This window comes from Pseudomonas sp. FW305-3-2-15-C-LB1 (assembly GCF_058787615.1).
Genome location: NZ_JBYSZX010000007.1, coordinates 256812 through 274362 on the forward strand (window position 1 = coordinate 256812; position 17551 = coordinate 274362).

Below are 17551 nucleotides of genomic sequence, written 5' to 3' on the forward strand. Positions count from 1 at the left end.
CTCCCACACACAATGAATTGGTAGCACAGGGAGCATCCCATGCAGCAAGACACCCACACTCACGGCATCAACATGTCTGCCCTGGGTCGCGACAAGCAGAGCCTGAGCCTTGCCCAGGAAACCGTGGCCATCGAAGTGCCGGGCCTGAGCCTGTACTACGGTGAAAAACAGGCGCTGTTCGACGTCAGCATGAACATTCCCAAGCAGCGCGTGACCGCCTTCATCGGCCCGTCGGGCTGTGGCAAGTCCACGCTGCTGCGTACCTTCAACCGCATGAACGACCTGGTGGACGGTTGCCGTGTGGACGGTGCCATCAACCTCTACGGCACCAACATTTACCGCAAGGGCGAAGATGTGGCCGAGCTGCGTCGGCGCGTGGGCATGGTGTTCCAGAAGCCCAACCCGTTCCCCAAGACCATCTACGAAAACGTGGTCTACGGCCTGCGTATCCAGGGCATCAACAAGAAGCGCATCCTCGACGAAGCGGTCGAGTGGGCCTTGAAAGGCGCGGCGCTGTGGGACGAAGTGAAGGACCGCCTGCACGACTCGGCCCTCGGTCTGTCCGGCGGCCAGCAACAGCGTCTGGTGATCGCTCGCACAATCGCCGTGGAGCCGGAAGTGTTGCTGCTCGACGAACCCTGCTCGGCTCTCGACCCGATCTCGACGCTGAAAGTCGAAGAACTGATCTACGAGCTCAAGTCCAAGTTCACCATCGTTATCGTGACCCACAACATGCAACAGGCGGCGCGGGTTTCCGACTACACCGCGTTCATGTACATGGGCAAGCTGGTGGAATTCGGCGACACCGATACCCTGTTCACCAATCCGGCGAAGAAGCAGACCGAAGACTACATCACCGGTCGCTACGGCTAGGAAGCTGTGGTTCTGATTGCACTGACGCTGCGGTTATCCGCACCTTACCGGACGCTCCAAGGACGCCAACATGATTAGCAAAGAAGGCCTTACCCACCACATCTCCGCGCAGTTCAACGCCGAGCTCGAGGAAGTGCGCAGCCACCTCCTGGCGATGGGCGGGCTGGTGGAGAAGCAAGTCAACGATGCGGTCACCGCGCTGATCGAGGCCGACTCGGGCCTGGCCCAGCAAGTGCGTGAGATCGATGACCAGATCAACCAGATGGAACGCAATATCGACGAAGAATGCCTGCGCATTCTCGCCCGTCGCCAGCCGGCGGCGTCCGACCTGCGGTTGATCATCAGCATCTCCAAATCGGTGATCGACCTGGAGCGCATCGGCGACGAAGCCACCAAGATCGCCCGACGCGCCATCCAGTTGTGCGAAGAAGGCGAAGCGCCGCGCGGTTACGTGGAAGTGCGCCACATCGGCGACCAGGTGCGCAACATGGTGCGCGATGCGCTCGACGCCTTTGCCCGCTTCGACGCCGAACTGGCACTGTCGGTGGCCCAGTACGACAAGGTCATCGACCGTGAGTACAAGACTGCGCTGCGTGAGCTGGCCACCTACATGATGGAAGACCCGCGCTCTATCTCGCGGGTCTTGAGCATTATCTGGGTGCTGCGCTCCCTAGAGCGGATTGGCGACCATGCGCGCAATATCTCCGAACTGGTGATTTACCTGGTGCGCGGCACCGACGTGCGGCACATGGGCCTCAAGCGCATGAAGGCCGAAGTTGAAGGTTCAGTCGATCAAATCCCTAATGTTCCGGGCGTACCTGACGATAAGTAAGGTTGCCCGAGAAATTAACGCCCGGCCTTTGGTCGGGCGTTTTTGTTTGCGGGCCCGAATTTTTCAGCGAGGGGGCACAAGAAAGTCCCAACGTGACTGCAGAGTTTTTGGCAAAATGCCATCAGTCAGGCGTCTTGCGTGCCGAAGTTTTTATAGGATGAAGGGTCGATGAGTAAAGTCAGTGTGTTGGTGGTGGATGACGCCTCGTTTATCCGCGACCTGGTGAAGAAGTGCCTGCGCAACTACTTCCCCGGGATCAAGCTTGAAGATGCGGTGAACGGCAAAAAGGCCCAGGCCATCCTGATGCGCGAGACCTTCGACCTGGTGCTGTGCGACTGGGAAATGCCAGAGATGTCCGGCCTTGAGCTGTTGACCTGGTGCCGCGAGCAGCCTCACCTCAAAGCCATGCCGTTCGTGATGGTCACCAGCCGTGGCGACAAGGAGAACGTAGTCCAGGCTATCCAGGCCGGGGTTTCCGGCTACGTCAGCAAACCGTTTACCAACGAGCAGTTGCTGAACAAGGTCAAGCAGGCCCTGCACAAGATCGGTCGCCTCGATGCCCTGGTCGCCAGCGCGCCGACCAAGATGAACTCGGCTTTCGGCAACGATTCCTTGAGCGCCCTGACCGGCGGCAAACCCGAAGTGGCGCGTGCGGCTCCCGTTGCGGCTGCCGCTCCTGCGCCTAACAAAGGGTTGCTCAACAGCCCACCGGTGCAGGCGCCGGTAGCGGCTGCGCCGGCTGGCGGTCGTGGCCAGGGCCAATTGCGCCTGTCCAGTGGCACCCAGCAATGCGTGATCAAGGCGCTGAGCATCAAGGAAGCGCTGCTGGTGGTGCGTCGCGGTGAAGTCCTGCCCCAGGTACTGGAAAGCGCCGTGCTCGACCTGGAGCAAGGCGAAAACGCCGAAGTGGCCCGCCTCAATGGCTACCTGCACGCCATCGTCGCCTTCGAACCGAAGCCGGACAGCGATTGGCTGCAGCTGACGTTCCGGTTTATTGACCAGGATGCGCAGAAGCTCGACTACATCTCCCGCCTGATCGCACGTGGCACGGCGCAGAAGCATTTTGTGCCGGGTGCGTGATTCCCTGAGTGCCGGGAATCGACCGACTGTCTGATTCCCGGTACGTGCCTTGATTTATATCTGTTTCGATATAGGCTTTCGATAACGCTTCGGTGTCAGCGAGGCTTTGCTATGCCTTGAAACAAACCTCCACGTTCCTTGGCCGAATCGTCGATTACGCTTTTTCTTTCCATGAAAGGAGAAGCCAATGCCAAGGCACAAGGATGTGGTGTTTCTAGGAAGCTCGCTCAAGGATCTCAAAGCGTTTCCGCTCGATGCCCGGAGGGCAGTGGGGTTTCAGTTGGATCTCTTGCAGCACGGTGAGCAACCCTTTGACTGCAAGCCGATGAAGACCATTGGGAGGGGCGTCAGCGAGATCCGGATCACTGAAGAGTCGGGCGCTTTTCGGGTGTTTTATGTGGTCAACCGGCCAGAGGCCATCTATGTGTTGCACGCGCTGCGCAAGACCACACAAAAAACCGAAGGGCGTGATATCGAGCTGGCTCGTGCCAGATTGCAGGAGTTAGGGTGAGCCCATGACGAATCAAAAAGATTACGGCGAGCGTTTCAGTTGTGTCTGGGATGCTCTGGAAGACACACCCCAGCAAGCCGCCAATATGCGGCTGCGTTCAAAATTGCTTTTGGAGCTGTGCCAAACCATTCGTCGCTGGGAGCTTTCTCAAAAAGATGCGGCGCAAAGACTGGGGATCAGTCAGCCCCGACTTAACGACGTTCTCACCGGCAAGATCGACAAACTCTCCCTGGATGCCTTGGTCAATTTGTCGGCGGCCGCCCAAATGAACGTGGATATTTGTTTCAACGGGCTGCCTGCCTGAAGTTGTCATCAAACCGCGCTAACCTGCCGCTCAGTCATCCCGGCAGGTTTACGCCATGCTTATGCGCTTCTTGCTGTGCTGCGGGTTGGCAACGGTCGCCGTGTCGACCCAGGCCATGACCCTCTACAAATCCGTCGATGCCAATGGCCTGGTGTTTATCAGCGACCGGTATACGCCGGGCGCCCAGGTATTTGTGATCCGGGAGCGCAAGCTTGAACGGCCGATAATCGACAGGCCTCCGGCCCGCTACCCGCCTCAGGCCTACCGCTACCCCTTGCCCTGGCGCGGCGGTCCGTTTCGCCTGACCCAAGGCCCCAACGGCACCTTCAGCCATACCGATAGTAAGAGCCGCTACGCCATGGATATCGCCATGCCCGAAGGCACGCCAATCATTGCGGCGCGCAGCGGGATGGTGGTGAAAACCGAGAACGAGCAGACCGGGCGGGGCAGTGATGCGTCGGGGAATTTCGTGAGGGTGCGCCACGACGACGGCACCGAGGGCGTGTACCTGCACCTCAAGCAAGGTTCGGTCAGCGTCCGGGTCGGGCAGCATGTAGCGGTGGGGAGCCCGCTGGCGTTGTCGGGCAATACCGGCAACAGCAGCGGGCCGCATCTGCATTTTGTGGTGCAGCGCGTTACCGGGGCGGGGCTGGTCTCGATCCCATATGAGTTCAATCAGCCGGTCGGTGCATTGCCCAATTTTGCATTGGGCAATTGACGGTCAATCCAGCAACAGCACCTTGGCCAGTACGATCTTCGGCCCTTTCATCTTCTTGATGATGATGCGCAAGCCTTCAACCTCCAGCACTTCTTCCTCCTCGGGCACCCGCTTGAGGGTGTCATAGATCAGTCCGGCCAGGGTTTCGGCTTCGATGTGGTCCAGGTCCACGCCCAGCAGGCGCTCCACCTTGAACAGCGGCGTGTCGCCACGCACCAGCAGCTTGCCCGGCTGATAGGCCAGGATGCCGCGCTCGGCCTTGCGGTGTTCGTCCTGGATATCGCCCACCAGCACTTCCAGCACGTCTTCCATGGTGAGGTAGCCGATGATCTTGCCGTCGGCTTCTTCCACCAGGGCGAAGTGCGCGCCGCCTTTGCGGAACTGTTCCAGCAGCTGTGACAACGGCATGTGCCGCGACACACGCTCCAGCGGGCGGGTCAGCTCGGCCAGGTTGAACGACTCGGGGATGTGGTCCAGGGCCGCCAGTTCCAGCAGCAGGTCCTTGATGTGCAACAGGCCCACGAATTCGTTGCGTACCGCGTCATATACCGGGTAACGGCTGAACTTGTGGCGACGGAACAGCGCAAGGATTTCCTTGAGCGGCGCGTTGAAGTCCAGGGTCACCAGGTCTTCCCGGGAGTTGGCCCAGTCCACCACTTCCAGCTCGCCCATTTCCACGGCGGAGGCCAGTACGCGCATGCCCTGGTCGCTCGGGTCCTGGCCACGGCTGGAGTGCAGGATCAGCTTGAGTTCTTCGCGGCTGTAATGGTGTTCATGGTGCGGGCCAGGCTCGCCCTGGCCGGCAATGCGCAGGATGGCGTTGGCGCTGGCGTTGAGCAGGTAGATCGCCGGGTACATGGCCCAGTAGAACAGGTACAGCGGCACCGCCGTCCACAGCGACAGCAACTCGGGCTTGCGAATCGCCCAGGACTTGGGTGCCAGTTCGCCGACCACGATGTGCAGGTAGGAGATCACGAAGAACGCCGCAAAGAACGACACGCCCTTGATCACTTCCGGCGACTCGACGCCCACGGCGCCCAGCAGTGGCTCGAGGATGTGCGCGAAGGCCGGTTCACCGACCCAGCCCAGGCCCAGGGAGGCGAGGGTGATGCCCAGCTGGCACGCCGACAGGTAGGCGTCGAGCTGGCTGTGTACGGTGCGCAGGATCTGCCCGCGCCAGCCGTTCTTGTGGGCGATGGCCTCGACCCGGGTGGCGCGCAGTTTGACCATGGCGAACTCCGCCGCAACGAAGAAACCGTTGAGCAGTACCAGGATCAGAGCAAAAAGAATCATGCCGAAGTCGGCGAAGAGTGTCGCGAGGGTGATACCAGGGGAAGGGTCCATGATGGGGTTTTGCAGGTTCCGTATGTTCAGTAAGGGGTGGCAGGCGGGCCTGAAAGGCAGGCGCAAGTCGGCCAATGTAGCGGCTGACGGGGCGCTTGCCTAGTGCCCACTGCCGGGCGGGGCCTGGAATGCACTCTCTAAAACAACACCGGTCCACTGTGGGAGGGGGCTTGCCCCCGATGGCAGTATGTCAGGCAGCACATTCATATCTGACCCGCCGCCATCGGGGGCAAGCCCCCTCCCACATGTAGGCCCGTGGTGTCTTTGGTTTAGTTGTCGTTGCCGAGGGCTCGCGAGCGCGCCACCTGAGCCGGCGGAAAATGGCAGGTAAACGTGCTGCCATGTCCCAGCACGCTGCTGATTTCCAGGCGTGCGCGGTGGCGCAGCAGCACGTGCTTGACGATCGCCAGGCCGAGCCCGGTGCCACCGGTGTTGGAATTGCGGCTGGAGTCGACACGGTAGAAGCGCTCGGTCAGGCGCGGCAGGTGCTTGGCGTCGATACCGATGCCGGAGTCCTGCACGCTCAAATGCGCACCTTGTTCGTCGGCCCACCAGCGGATGCGGATATTGCCTTTGTCCTGGGTGTACTTCACGGCGTTGAACACCAGGTTGGAAAACGCGCTGCGCAACTCGCCTTCGCTGCCCTTGAGCAGCACGGCCGGGTCGGCTTCCAGGCTGATCTGCTGCCCGCGTTGGCCGGAGAGGGCCTGGGCGTCGTTCTTGATGGTCTGCAACAGGCTTTGCACGGCCACCGGCTGGTTATCCGACGGATAATCGGTGGCTTCCAGCTTGGCCAGCAACAGCAGGTCGTTGAGCAGGGTCTGCATGCGCGAGCCTTGCTGCTGCATTTGCTGCAGGGCCCGGCTCCAGCGTGGGTTGATCTCGTCGACGTTGTCCAGCAGCGTCTCCAGGTAGCCGCAGATCACCGTCAGCGGTGTACGCAACTCGTGGGAGACGTTGGCGACGAAGTCCTTGCGCATCTGCTCCAGCTGGTGGATGCGGGTGACATCGCGCACCAGCATCAGGTGTTCATTATTGCCGTAGCGCGTCAGGTACAGCTGGATGCGTACGCGGTCATTGGTGGGCGAGGGGATTTCCAGGGCTTCTTCGTAGTTCTCCTGTTCGAAGTACTCCTTGAAGCGCGGGTGGCGCACCAGATTGGTCACTGGCTGGCCGCTGTCCTGGGGGGTCTTGAGGCCCAGCAGGGTCTCGGCGGCGCGGTTCCACCATTCCAGGTTGCCGTCGCTGTCGAGCATGATCACCGCGTCCTTGAGCGCGGCGGTGGACTCCTGCACCCGGTCGATCACCGCTTGCAGGCGGCCGCGCACACGCTGGTCGCGACGTTGCAGGTGGTAGATGCTGTCGAACACCTCGCCCCACAGGCCGTAGCCATCGGGTGGTGCCTCATCGGGTTTATGCTGGCGTAGCCATTCGTGCAGGCGCAGCAGTTGCTTGAGGGTCCAGCCCAGGTACAGCGCGATGCCGACTGCCAGACTCCAGCCGTAATAGCCGCTGACCAGCCCAACCAGCAGGCAGCCGGTGATCAGCAAAAGCATGTGGCGGATCAGGGTGCCATGCCAGTTTTGGTTCACTTGAACATGCGTCCTTGTCAGCTGTTAAGTCAGGATCCGATTGGCTCAGCCCTTGGTAGAGAAGCGGTAACCAGTGCCGCGCACGGTTTGTACCAGATTCTCGTAGGCATCGCCCAAGGCTTTGCGCAGGCGACGGATATGCACGTCCACGGTGCGTTCTTCCACGTACACGTTGCCGCCCCACACTTGGTCCAGCAGTTGGCCACGGGTGTAGGCGCGCTCCTGGTGGGTCATGAAGAATTGCAGCAGGCGGTATTCGGTGGGGCCCATCTCGGCCGGTTTGCCGTCGATGGTCACGCGGTGGCTGATCGGGTCCAGCAGCAGGCCGCCGACTTCGATAGGCGCTTCGCCATCGGTAGGCCCGGCGCGGCGCAGTACGGCCTTCAGGCGCGCTACCAACTCCCGTGGGGAAAAAGGTTTGGTGATGTAGTCATCGGCACCGACTTCCAGGCCCTGGATCTTGTTGTCCTCTTCGCCCTTGGCGGTGAGCATGATGATCGGGATGTCCCCGGTCAGCTCGTCACGCTTGAGGCGGCGGGCCAGTTCGATGCCGGAGGTGCCGGGCAGCATCCAGTCCAGCAGGATCAGGTCCGGCTTGCGGTCGACGATAATGGCATGGGCCTGCTGGGAGTTCTCCGCCTCCAGGCAGTCATAGCCGGCCATTTCCAACGCAACGGCGATCATCTCGCGGATGGGCGCTTCGTCGTCAACAATCAGAATGCTCCTGCCAACCATGCTCGAAAATCCTCTTGTCATTTAACTGTCTTGCGCCGCATTAGATAACGGAATTATTGCAGTCGTGTGACAGTAATTTAGTCGCTCGGGCAATTCCCGCCTCTCTGGACTACGCTTTGAGTCCGAATCCTGACAACCACAAAAGGAAGGTTCCGATGACTTACAGCACGATTTCCTGGAAAGCCCTGCTGGTGACGGCTGCGTTGACGCTGCCGGGCCTGGCGTTTGCGGCGGAGCCGGCGATGACCAAAGACGGAATGCTGGTGGACCACAAGGGCATGACGCTCTACACCTTCGACAAGGACGCTGACGGCAAGTCCGTGTGCAAGGACCAGTGCGCGACCAATTGGCCGCCGTTGAAGGCAGAGTCCACTGACAAGTCGATGGGCAAATGGACCGTTATCACCCGCGATGACCAGACCAGCCAGTGGGCCTATGACGGCAAGCCCGTCTACACCTACAAGGATGACCACAAGGCCGGTGACAAGACCGGTGATGGCAAAGGTGGGGCGTGGCACGTGATCAAGCCTTGATGACGCGGTGCCGCTGAAATCACCGGGGGCAAGTCGAATCGTCGTACCACCCCTCCCACAGGGGAACACATTCCAAATGTGGGAGGGGGGCTTGCCCCCGATGAGGTCGGGACAACCGCCACAAAAACCTCAGCGAAACGCATAGTCCGCCACAATCCCGACAAATATCGCCAACCCCGCCCAGTGGTTGTGCAGGAACGCCTTGAAGCACTTCATGCGGTCCTTGTCCCGGGTGTACCAGAACTCCCAGGCAAAACAGCCCGCCGCGCCCAGCAGACCCAGGTGGAACCAGCCACCCAACTCGAATCGCGCCCCCGCCAGCAACAGGCACACCAACGACAGCCCTTGCAGCGTAAGGATGATCACGCGATCCGCATCGCCAAATAGAATGGCGGTGGATTTCACGCCGATCTTCAAATCGTCATCCCGGTCGGTCATCGCGTAATACGTGTCGTAACCCACTGTCCACAGCAGGTTGGCGATATACAGCAGCCAGGCCGTAGCGGGAAGGTGACCCGTTTCGGCAGTGAACGCCATCGGCATGCCCCAGGAAAACGCCGCCCCCAGCACCACCTGCGGGTAATAGGTGTAGCGCTTCATGAACGGGTAGCTCGCCGCCAGGGCCAGGCCACCGAGGGACAGCAGGATGGTGGTGGCATTGGTCAGCAGCACCAGCAGGAAACTGATGCCCATCAGCACGGCAAAAAACACCAGCGCCTCTTTGGAGCTGATCTTGCCGCTCACCAGCGGGCGTTGCTCGGTGCGCTTCACATGGCCGTCGACCTTGCGGTCGGCCCAGTCGTTGATCACACAGCCACCGGCGCGGGTCAGCACCACGCCGAGCACGAAGATCACGATATTGATTAAAGAAGGCGAGCCTTTGCCGGCGATCCACAGCGCCCATAGGGTCGGCCACAACAGCAGGTAGATGCCGATGGGCTTGTCCATACGGGTCAGTTGAATGAAATCCCAGGCCCTAGGGTTCAGGTGGTTCAGGGACTTGAGCAGACGTTGGTACATCAGCAATTCTCCGGATGGGCGTGCAGCGCGTGCCAGAAACTGGGCAAGAAGACTTCCGCGACCAGCACGCTCAGCGGCCCGCGATCAAAGCGTGAGCGGCGTGCCCACAGCCCGTCGACCTGATCGGCCGCTGGCAACCAGTGCCGAGGGTAATGGCACACTTCGATGGCCTGGCGGGTGAAGGCCTGGTCACAGAACAGCAGTTCGCCCAGGGACCGGCTGCCCAACTCATCCATATGCAGGCCGTCGCCCTGCAGAGCGCCGCGTGCGGCCACACTGCGTGCGAACACCCACGGCTGACCATGCCCACGCAGATACACCTCGCGCACCCAACCGATACTGGCCGGCGCCAGCGCCAGGGCGGCACATTCGTCATCGCGTAGCGGTTGCCAGCCTTCGAACAGTGGCGTGACGCTGAAACCGTCGTTGGACAGCCACGTCAACCGCCGCGTCAGCGAGTCTTCGTTGAACAGCCAATTGAGGGTCAAGGACGTGGGTACAGGGGCCAGGAGGCTCTGGGTCAACCATTGGCAAGCATCGGGAGGGTCGATTGAGTGCGGCACGGTGAGTCAGTATCGGCAGCAAAAGAGGCGGCGAGCTTACCATGGCGTCCAACGTTTTTGCCGGAGGCAACCGGCTGTTTGCGTCGATCATGCTTGCATCTGCCGGCCACCATCAGTACAAAACGCCCTGAGCCGTACGGCAATGCGGGTCTATCGACCGTCGGCCAAGAAGCCTGGACTCCTGAGGAACAAGTAATGAAGAAGTGGCAATGTGTCGTCTGTGGCCTGATCTACGACGAAAAGGACGGCTGGCCGGATGACGGAATTCTGCCTGGCACCCGTTGGGAAGACGTCCCGGAAGACTGGCTGTGCCCGGACTGCGGCGTGGGCAAAATGGATTTCGAAATGATCGAAATCGGTTGATTCTCGATTTTCAGAAAAGTATTACAAGGAGAAAGGAATGAACGCACCTGTCGTGATCATCGGCACCGGATTGGCCGGTTACAACCTGGCCCGTGAGTTTCGCAAGCTCGACAGCGAAACCCCATTGCTGCTGATCACTGCGGATGACGGGCGCTCCTACTCCAAGCCCATGCTCTCCACCGGGTTTGGCAAGAACAAGCAAGCCGATGGCCTGAGCATGGCTGAACCGGGCGCCATGGCCGAGCAACTCAAGGCCGAAGTGCGCACTCACACCCGCGTCAGCGGCATTGACCCCGGGCACAAGCGCCTGTGGATCGGCGAGGAGGCGGTGGCCTACCGCGACCTGATCCTGGCCTGGGGCGCAGAAACCGTGCGTGTGCCGGTTGAGGGCGATGCGGCTGACCTGATTTTCCCGATCAACGACCTCGAAGACTACGCGCGCTTTCGTGCCGCCGCTGCCGGCAAGCGCCGTGTGCTGCTGCTCGGCGCCGGCCTGATCGGCTGCGAGTTCGCCAATGACCTGATCCTGGGCGGTTATGAAATCGACCTGGTGGCACCGTGCGAGCAAGTCATGCCGACCCTGTTGCACCCGGCCGCCGCCGCCGCGGTACAGGCCGGCCTCGAAGGCCTCGGCGCGCGTTTCCACCTGGGCCCGGTGCTCAATCGCCTGCAGCGCACCGCTGATGGCCTGGAAGCTCACCTGTCGGACGGTGAAGTGATCGCCTGCGACCTGGTGGTCTCGGCCATCGGCCTGCGCCCACGCGTCGACCTGGCCGCCGCCGCCGGCCTGCAGACCAATCGCGGGATCATGGTGGACCGCCACCTCAAGACCTCCCACGCCAATATCTACGCCCTGGGCGACTGCGCCGAGGTCGACGGCCTGAACCTGCTGTACGTGATGCCGCTGATGAGCTGCGCCCGTGCGTTGGCCCAGACCCTGGCCGGCAACGCCACTGCCGTCAGCTACGGCCCGATGCCGGTGACCGTGAAAACCCCGATCTGCCCGCTGGTGGTTTCGCCACCGCCTCGGGGCACCGAAGGCGTCTGGAGTGTCGAAGGCGAGGGCGCCGACATCAAGGCCCTGTGCCGTGACGCCAGCGGTCGCCTGCTGGGTTACGCACTGACTGGCAGCGCCGTGATGGAAAAACTCGCCCTTAACAAAGAACTTCCGCCGTTGCTGGCGTAAATACCGGTCGTTCTGTCGGAATAAGCACGTTTTTCCCTCCAGAAAGGTCGCCGCTAGACTGGCGGAGCGTGCGAGGGCATGCCATCCTCACTCCCGTCTGCCGCAGAGTAGAGCCTGCGGCGCTTTGGGCGCTGCTCCAGAAGAGAGCAGCACGGACATAACAACAAAAAACCGTCAAAGAGGCTTCACTTATGCGTAAACCAGAACTCGCAGCCGCCATCGCTGAAAAAGCCGATCTCACTAAAGAACAGGCCAACCGCGTCCTCAACGCCGTTCTCGAAGAAATCACCGGCGCCCTGCACCGCAAGGACAGCGTCACCCTGGTTGGCTTCGGCACCTTCCTGCAACGCCACCGCGGCGCCCGCACCGGCAAAAACCCTCAAACCGGTGAGCCGGTGAAGATCAAGGCGAGCAACACGGTTGCGTTCAAGCCGGGTAAATCGCTGAAAGACACTGTCAACGCGTAATGGCGTTACCGTCTCGAAGGGGGCGGGGTGGTAGGAGAGATGGGCACGCCGACTGGATCGGGTGCCCATTTTTTGTGGGGTATTGATACGTATGCCAATTCAAGCCAGTTCGTCTAATCGCGTTTTAGAGCGTCGACTTGCTCTTCCACTGTCTTGACGACATCAGCGCCACCTTCCCCGATATCAACAAATTCCCACTCCTCACTGGGCGGGTCAATCATCTTGGCCAGTGTTGAAATAGCGTGCACGATCAAAGGCTTCAACTGTACTGTGCTGTTTAAGAATCCTGGAGAAGTGAAATAAATCGTGCGGTGAATTCTGCGCCTTCATATTCTTCCAGATTGTCAGTGTTGAAAACTGCACCTCGTTGAGTTGTGAGTTTTAACAGTCGTCGCTTTAATATTTTGTTGATCTGGCTTTCAGGTTCCGCAGAGATCACTGTGAGTGCTTTTTTTGCGCGGGCTGCCACATCCTTAAAGAAAACGTGTTTGGCCTCGGCGGGGGGTATGATGTTTTCCAGGTTGCAGTTTTCAAAGGTTACATAGTCAAGTTTGCAAAGTTCAAAGTCGACAGAAATTGGGGTGTGGGGCTGATCTGATATAAAACGGACTTCCTGGAGTTTTCCAATGAATTTAATGTTGGTTATATTTTTTGCGTTAAACGAGTTATCAATGATTTTGCACTGAGAAAAGGTGCAGCTGACAAAGGTGCAATCCTTCAAGGATGCTTCACGGAAGTTGCATTTCACAAACGTGCAGTTTTCGAATTTGCTATTGCTGAAGCCGGATGCCTGAAAATCCGCATTCTTGAACGAGCAACGGGTCAAGGATGTTTTATTGAAGAATCGCGAGCCGGAAAAGTCAGCTTTCTCAAAGTCGCAATTTTCCAAAACACATTGGTCAAAAATCGGATCGCAGAGGTTCGCGTTTTTCAGTTTGCAACCACTGATGAGCTCGTTTTCAAAGCGCGTTTTTTTAGGCAAAACAAGTCCGTCCTGCTCAACGCCGGACAGTACCTTTGATGGAATTTTTTCACTCACCATAATATTCCTTCATAACCATTGCCCCAGTCCCCGTAACGCCGCTGATGCGTGCCCCTTTTCCAATCAGCCTTCGTCGTGAGATCCCACCAGGTTTTAGTTTTAGTTTCATACACATCGGGTAGGCGTTGCCCTGATTTGGATACCTCCAAATGCCCCAGTGACGGGTCATTTTTTACTCTGTTTTTGAAGTCTGCATCTATTCTCTGCCCTACATACCGGCGATAGCGTGATCGTGCTTGTCCGAGATCACCTCTGTCATAGGCTCGTTTTACTGCTGCTCTCTGTTTCGGGGTCAACGACCGTTGAGGGTTACTGTAAACAGCCTTTCTAGCGGCATTGGCGTGTGCCTGAAGCTTGGCTGTTGTTGAACCGCAAGGTGCCCATCCCAACGGATCGATCCATCCGGAAGGATTAGGAGAATACTGATAAAGGTTAAAACCTCCTGCCAGCCCAACAGGGTCCGGCGTTGTAAAGCGCCCTATATCCGGATCATAAAACCGAAATGTATTGAAATGCAGCCCCGTCTCCCGGTCCAGGTACTGTCCCTGGAATCGTAGGTTCTGCTCTTCAATGTAGTAAGGCTCGCGCACTTCCTCGGAGGTATTGCCCCACACTTGGTAACTGGCCTGCCAGAGGGGGTGTCCATCGGCCTCGGTAAGCTGCTCAGGGAGGCCGTTCAGATCATTGTGGTAATAGCGAATTTTTTCAAGCGACCCGGTACCGTCTATTCGGGCCAGAGGCTCGTAGCTTTCCCCTTCATAAACATAAAGGCTCGTCTGGCTGTGCTTATGCTCTTGCAACAGGCGTAAACCATCCCAGGTGAAACGTGTCTGACCCAGCGGATAGCCATCGTCGTCATATTCGTTTTTTTCGACGCGTCGACCCAGTGGGTCATAGGTCATCCTGACCACGCTGCCGCTCTCATTTCGCACTTCAACCAGCCGACTTTCCGCGTCATAGGCAAAGCGCTGAAAACCACGCATGCCGCTGCGTTTTTCGATCATACGGCCCATGGCATCGTATCGATAACGCTTGTCCTGATAGGTGAGCAGCCGGTTATGTCGTACAAGTCCCCCTTGATGCCCGCTATCCAGCAGGTTGGCTGCGGCGTCATAGGCGTAGGTTTCGCTCTTTCCGATGTGGTGGCAGACAAGAATGCGGTCGGTGCTGTCGTAACCCAAGTGCTCTTGGCGATCGTGAATACGGCCGATGCGACGACGCCCGATCAGGTTATCGCTGGAATCGTAGCTGTAGCCAGTCTCGACCAACGGCGGCAACTGCCACGGTTGGTCAATACTGCGGCGCTGCCGTGAGCGAATCCTGCCACTGCGGTCGTATGTGGTACTTGTCTTGAGTTGGCCTTGAGTGCGCTGTACTTCGCGGTGCAAACGATCACGCTCGAAGTCGCTGATGACCTTTCCGTCGAGATTTAACTGATGCAGGTGGCCGCTGCCGTAGTAGAGTCGGTTCAGCCATCGACCGTCGGGCAACCGGGTCTGAATCAGGTTCCCCAATTCGTCGTAGCAATGCTGTAGGGAGCCCGCTGTACTTTGCTCCTGCAGCAGTTGCCCAAGCGCATCGTAGCTGAAGTCCAGTCGATGCTGTCGACCGTCAGGCGCGGTGGACGTGACGCTGACCAGTTGATCGTTCAGATCATGTTCGTAAACGGTGATGCCGTCTGCGGTGACTTTACTGAACAGGCGTCCGATTGGGTCTCGTTGAAACTGGTGTGAGAACGGCGCTACCGGTTCGCCTTCCGTCCCCGGCAGATAGTCCACGGCGACGATATCATCCAGCGGATCATAGGTGTAGCAGCGCCGACTCTGGTCGAGGTCTTGCTGTTGCACCATGCGGTCGGCCGCATCCCACTCGAAGCGGTAGCTTTCGCCGTTCTCATTGGTCAGCTTGCGCAGTCGCCCGTAGGCGTCGTGATCAAACATGACCGTGCGGTTATGCGCATCCCAGCGTTGCTTGACCAGGCCGCGTGTGTCATAGGCGTAGCGCGTGGTGCTACCGGCGGGATCGACATGGGCCGTCAGATAACCGCTGGCGTTGCGCTGGAACTGTTCCACACGGCCATCCGGGAGTTGGCTCTCCAAGAGCAGCCCTCGAGGGCCGTACCGGTAGCGCACCGACTCGCCTTCTGCATTGGTTTGCACCACCAGATTGCCAAAGGCGTCGTACTGATAACGGGTGGGATAACCCGAGCAATCCACCGCTTCGACCAGTTGGCTCCACTCGTTCCAATGCAGCACTTTGGTTTTTTCCGTGGCATCGATGATGCGCACCGGCTGACCGAAACCGTCATAGACATAGCAAGTACGGTTGCCCAGTGGGTCGATTTCTTCGATGCAGTTGCCTCGCTGGTCGTAGCGATAATGCCAACTGTTGCCCGCCGGATCAGTTTCCACTTGGGGCAATGCCCAGTGCGCCAGCCACTGCGTGCTACTGGTCCTGGCCAATGGATCGATCACCGTGCTCAGGTTGCCGGACGCGTCATAGTTGAAGCGCCACTGGCCGTTTTGCGGGTCAATCGCACCGAGCAACTGGCGATCTTCGTTCCACTCGAACTGCCACGTATGGCCCAGGTTATCGACGTAGCGAGTGATCTGGTACTGCGGGTTCCAATGCCGTGTGCTGACGCGCATCAGGCCGTCGGTCACACGGGTAATACCAGCGTAGAGATCGTAGTCGAAGGTGTACTCGTCGCCAGCGTCTGTCCAGTGGCGGCTCACGCGCCACTCCTCGCCGTGCGGCCCGGGCACTGCACCCCATTGGTAGAAGCAGCGCAGGCCAACGGGCAATTGGTGTTCGACCATTCGCCGGCAATTGTCATAAGCAAAGCGTCGAAGGGTCGTACCTTGCCCGTCCAAGACTTCAGCCAGGTCGCCATGACTGTCATAGCGGTAACTGACGAGCACATCGCTGCGCGCTTCGAAATGTTGCTGGTGCAGGTAACGTCGTTCGATTTCGCTCACGCGCCGTGGGTGTTCCGCCGAGTAGCTCAGCTCTACGTGCATCAAGTCATGGGTGTCGCGTAGGCGATACAGCCGCCCCTGAGTGTCGTAGTCGAGAAAGATCCGCCCTTCATTGCGATCACCCAGCAGATGCAGGCGCATCCGCGAACTGTTTAGCGGGTCGGCTTCGAACAGTCGATACAGGCCGTCGATACTCTCGATCAATATTGCGCCGTCACCGCTGCGCCTGACCGCAAGGCCTTCGCCCGGATCGAAGGCTCCACCGGACAAGGGGATATAACCGATCTCCAGGCGGCGCCCCTGCTCATCGATGTAGAACAGGTTATCGTCTGCCTCTATCTCGATCGACACCTCATACGCAACGCTCCAGCTGGCGCCAAAGAGGCCATCCCGGCGTGTGTCGAGGCTGCTGTAGAAACGCTGCCAATCTATCGGGAGCAAGCCCGGGAGGATGAAGTCGAGTTCCTCGTCCCCGCCCAGGATCTTGGCCCCGGTCGCGCTGTGAACCGGATTGGGCGAGCCATTTGTGGCGCTCTTGAGCGCAGAGGTGATCTTGCTGGTTGCGTAAGAGACGGCACCTCCTACCAACAAACCTCCGACCAGGCACGGCAGCTTGCTCCAGAAACACTTCAGGTTGCCTCGCAACGCCATCACCACAGCAATCGCCAGGCCTACGCCGGGCGTTTTTCCGCTGCGAATTTCCTGCACCACGATGGTCTCACCACCGATGCGCACATCCGGCGAGATCAGACCCTGGGCTGTCCCTACCTTGGCGTCACAGGTGCTGCGATCGCCGCTTCGCGCTGCAGGTTGCCCATTGATGAACACTGAGCTTGAGCCCTCTGCAATGAATTGCAAGGGCATCGGCGGGTGCTTGTTGCACGCAACGGTGTCCAGTCGGCAAGGCTCGGTGCCGGGAGCGGGTGAGGCGACGGTCGGTCGCCACAGTTGAGAGAAAAACTCCCCGGCCATGTCCAGAAAGCTCGGTTCTGGTGGCTCACTGGGGGCCACCGGCACAGCGGTCATCTTGCCAGCCGCTCGTGCAGCCTTTTTCCCGTTGATGAAAACGTTGTCTGAACCACTGGTAATGAAGGCGTCGATCACCGGTGGAAACACCCAATTGGCAGCTGACTCGCACCAACTGGATATTTTCAGATCGGCCCCTGTAAGCCCCGCGGTGATCCCGACGACCGCACCCACGACCAAAACCAATGCAACGCCACCGGTGGCGATGGTTGCGCCGGTTGTTATAGCAACCGCCGCCGCGACCGCGAGGCAGCCCACGTAGGTGATTGCCGCATAGGCGGCCACTTCCAGTACACCGCCGAGAATATCGGCCATCACCGAGGTGTGCAGCAGTGCGTCGCCTTCGCGGGCGGCCCAGAGGTCTTCACTCATTGCTCAGTTTCG

17 protein-coding genes are annotated in these 17551 nt (G+C 59.4%); 10 read left to right on the forward strand and 7 right to left on the reverse strand.

Annotated elements, in window-relative coordinates:
• The first annotated feature begins 39 nt into the window (after positions 1 to 39).
• The 6 genes from pstB (at position 40) to AC3WP7_RS16485 (ending at position 4318) form a co-directional block, all read left to right on the forward strand.
• Positions 40 to 873 carry a phosphate ABC transporter ATP-binding protein PstB gene (gene pstB / locus AC3WP7_RS16460; protein WP_025856391.1) on the forward strand — a complete coding sequence of 278 codons (834 nt, stop codon included), beginning with the start codon at positions 40 to 42 and terminating at the stop codon, positions 871 to 873.
• Between the two features lie 70 nt (positions 874 to 943).
• The gene (phoU, locus tag AC3WP7_RS16465; RefSeq protein ID WP_058424288.1) at positions 944 to 1705 is read left to right on the forward strand and encodes a phosphate signaling complex protein PhoU; all 762 of its coding nucleotides are present in this window, start codon (positions 944 to 946) and stop codon (positions 1703 to 1705) included.
• 168 nt (positions 1706 to 1873) lie between these two features.
• Positions 1874 to 2785, forward strand: a complete 912-nt coding sequence (locus AC3WP7_RS16470; RefSeq protein WP_092241615.1) for a response regulator — start codon at positions 1874 to 1876, stop codon at positions 2783 to 2785.
• Positions 2786 to 2972: 187 nt separating this feature from the next.
• A complete protein-coding gene (locus AC3WP7_RS16475) occupies positions 2973 to 3296 on the forward strand; it encodes a type II toxin-antitoxin system RelE/ParE family toxin (protein ID WP_092241617.1) in 324 nt (107 codons plus the stop codon).
• Positions 3297 to 3300: 4 nt separating this feature from the next.
• Positions 3301 to 3600 (forward strand): helix-turn-helix domain-containing protein, encoded by a 300-nt coding sequence (locus AC3WP7_RS16480; RefSeq protein ID WP_092241620.1) that lies wholly within the window; start codon positions 3301 to 3303, stop codon positions 3598 to 3600.
• 55 nt (positions 3601 to 3655) lie between these two features.
• Positions 3656 to 4318 carry a M23 family metallopeptidase gene (locus tag AC3WP7_RS16485; protein ID WP_092241622.1) on the forward strand — a complete coding sequence of 221 codons (663 nt, stop codon included), beginning with the start codon at positions 3656 to 3658 and terminating at the stop codon, positions 4316 to 4318.
• A 3-nt stretch (positions 4319 to 4321) separates the two neighbouring features.
• Here the strand turns inward: AC3WP7_RS16485 and AC3WP7_RS16490 are convergent, their stop codons facing one another.
• From AC3WP7_RS16490 to phoB, 3 genes are all read right to left on the reverse strand, one after another.
• Positions 4322 to 5662 carry a hemolysin family protein gene (locus tag AC3WP7_RS16490; protein WP_010207573.1) on the reverse strand — a complete coding sequence of 447 codons (1341 nt, stop codon included), beginning with the start codon at positions 5660 to 5662 and terminating at the stop codon, positions 4322 to 4324.
• Positions 5663 to 5931: 269 nt separating this feature from the next.
• Entirely contained in the window at positions 5932 to 7218 is a 1287-nt protein-coding gene (phoR, locus tag AC3WP7_RS16495; RefSeq protein ID WP_219731685.1) for a phosphate regulon sensor histidine kinase PhoR, read from the reverse strand.
• 81 nt (positions 7219 to 7299) lie between these two features.
• The gene (gene phoB / locus AC3WP7_RS16500; protein ID WP_003176964.1) at positions 7300 to 7989 is read right to left on the reverse strand and encodes a phosphate regulon transcriptional regulator PhoB; all 690 of its coding nucleotides are present in this window, start codon (positions 7987 to 7989) and stop codon (positions 7300 to 7302) included.
• Between the two features lie 155 nt (positions 7990 to 8144).
• Between phoB and AC3WP7_RS16505 the strand changes: the two genes are divergently transcribed.
• Positions 8145 to 8522: a COG4315 family predicted lipoprotein gene (locus tag AC3WP7_RS16505; protein ID WP_071490818.1), complete on the forward strand. Its 378-nt coding sequence runs from the start codon at positions 8145 to 8147 to the stop codon at positions 8520 to 8522.
• Positions 8523 to 8651: 129 nt separating this feature from the next.
• Here the strand turns inward: AC3WP7_RS16505 and ubiA are convergent, their stop codons facing one another.
• Positions 8652 to 9542: a 4-hydroxybenzoate octaprenyltransferase gene (gene ubiA, locus AC3WP7_RS16510; protein WP_093514212.1), complete on the reverse strand. Its 891-nt coding sequence runs from the start codon at positions 9540 to 9542 to the stop codon at positions 8652 to 8654.
• Positions 9542 to 10105, reverse strand: coding sequence for a chorismate--pyruvate lyase family protein (locus AC3WP7_RS16515; RefSeq protein WP_092241628.1), 564 nt, complete (start codon positions 10103 to 10105; stop codon positions 9542 to 9544). Before AC3WP7_RS16515 ends, ubiA begins: the two co-directional genes overlap by 1 nt.
• A 195-nt stretch (positions 10106 to 10300) precedes the next feature.
• Here AC3WP7_RS16515 and AC3WP7_RS16520 point away from each other — a divergent pair, with 195 nt between their 5' ends.
• From AC3WP7_RS16520 to AC3WP7_RS16530, 3 genes are all read left to right on the forward strand, one after another.
• Positions 10301 to 10468 carry a rubredoxin gene (locus AC3WP7_RS16520; RefSeq protein WP_015886569.1) on the forward strand — a complete coding sequence of 56 codons (168 nt, stop codon included), beginning with the start codon at positions 10301 to 10303 and terminating at the stop codon, positions 10466 to 10468.
• Positions 10469 to 10505: 37 nt separating this feature from the next.
• Positions 10506 to 11654 (forward strand): NAD(P)/FAD-dependent oxidoreductase, encoded by a 1149-nt coding sequence (locus AC3WP7_RS16525; protein ID WP_102592214.1) that lies wholly within the window; start codon positions 10506 to 10508, stop codon positions 11652 to 11654.
• A gap of 191 nt (positions 11655 to 11845) precedes the next feature.
• Positions 11846 to 12121: an HU family DNA-binding protein gene (locus AC3WP7_RS16530; protein WP_003176958.1), complete on the forward strand. Its 276-nt coding sequence runs from the start codon at positions 11846 to 11848 to the stop codon at positions 12119 to 12121.
• A gap of 277 nt (positions 12122 to 12398) precedes the next feature.
• Here AC3WP7_RS16530 and AC3WP7_RS16535 read toward each other — a convergent pair whose 3' ends face one another.
• Positions 12399 to 13160 (reverse strand): pentapeptide repeat-containing protein, encoded by a 762-nt coding sequence (locus AC3WP7_RS16535; protein WP_170856040.1) that lies wholly within the window; start codon positions 13158 to 13160, stop codon positions 12399 to 12401.
• Positions 13157 to 17539, reverse strand: coding sequence for an RHS repeat-associated core domain-containing protein (locus AC3WP7_RS16540; RefSeq protein ID WP_102592215.1), 4383 nt, complete (start codon positions 17537 to 17539; stop codon positions 13157 to 13159). The genes AC3WP7_RS16535 and AC3WP7_RS16540 overlap by 4 nt, the downstream gene beginning before the upstream one ends.
• Positions 17540 to 17551: the final 12 nt, after the last annotated feature.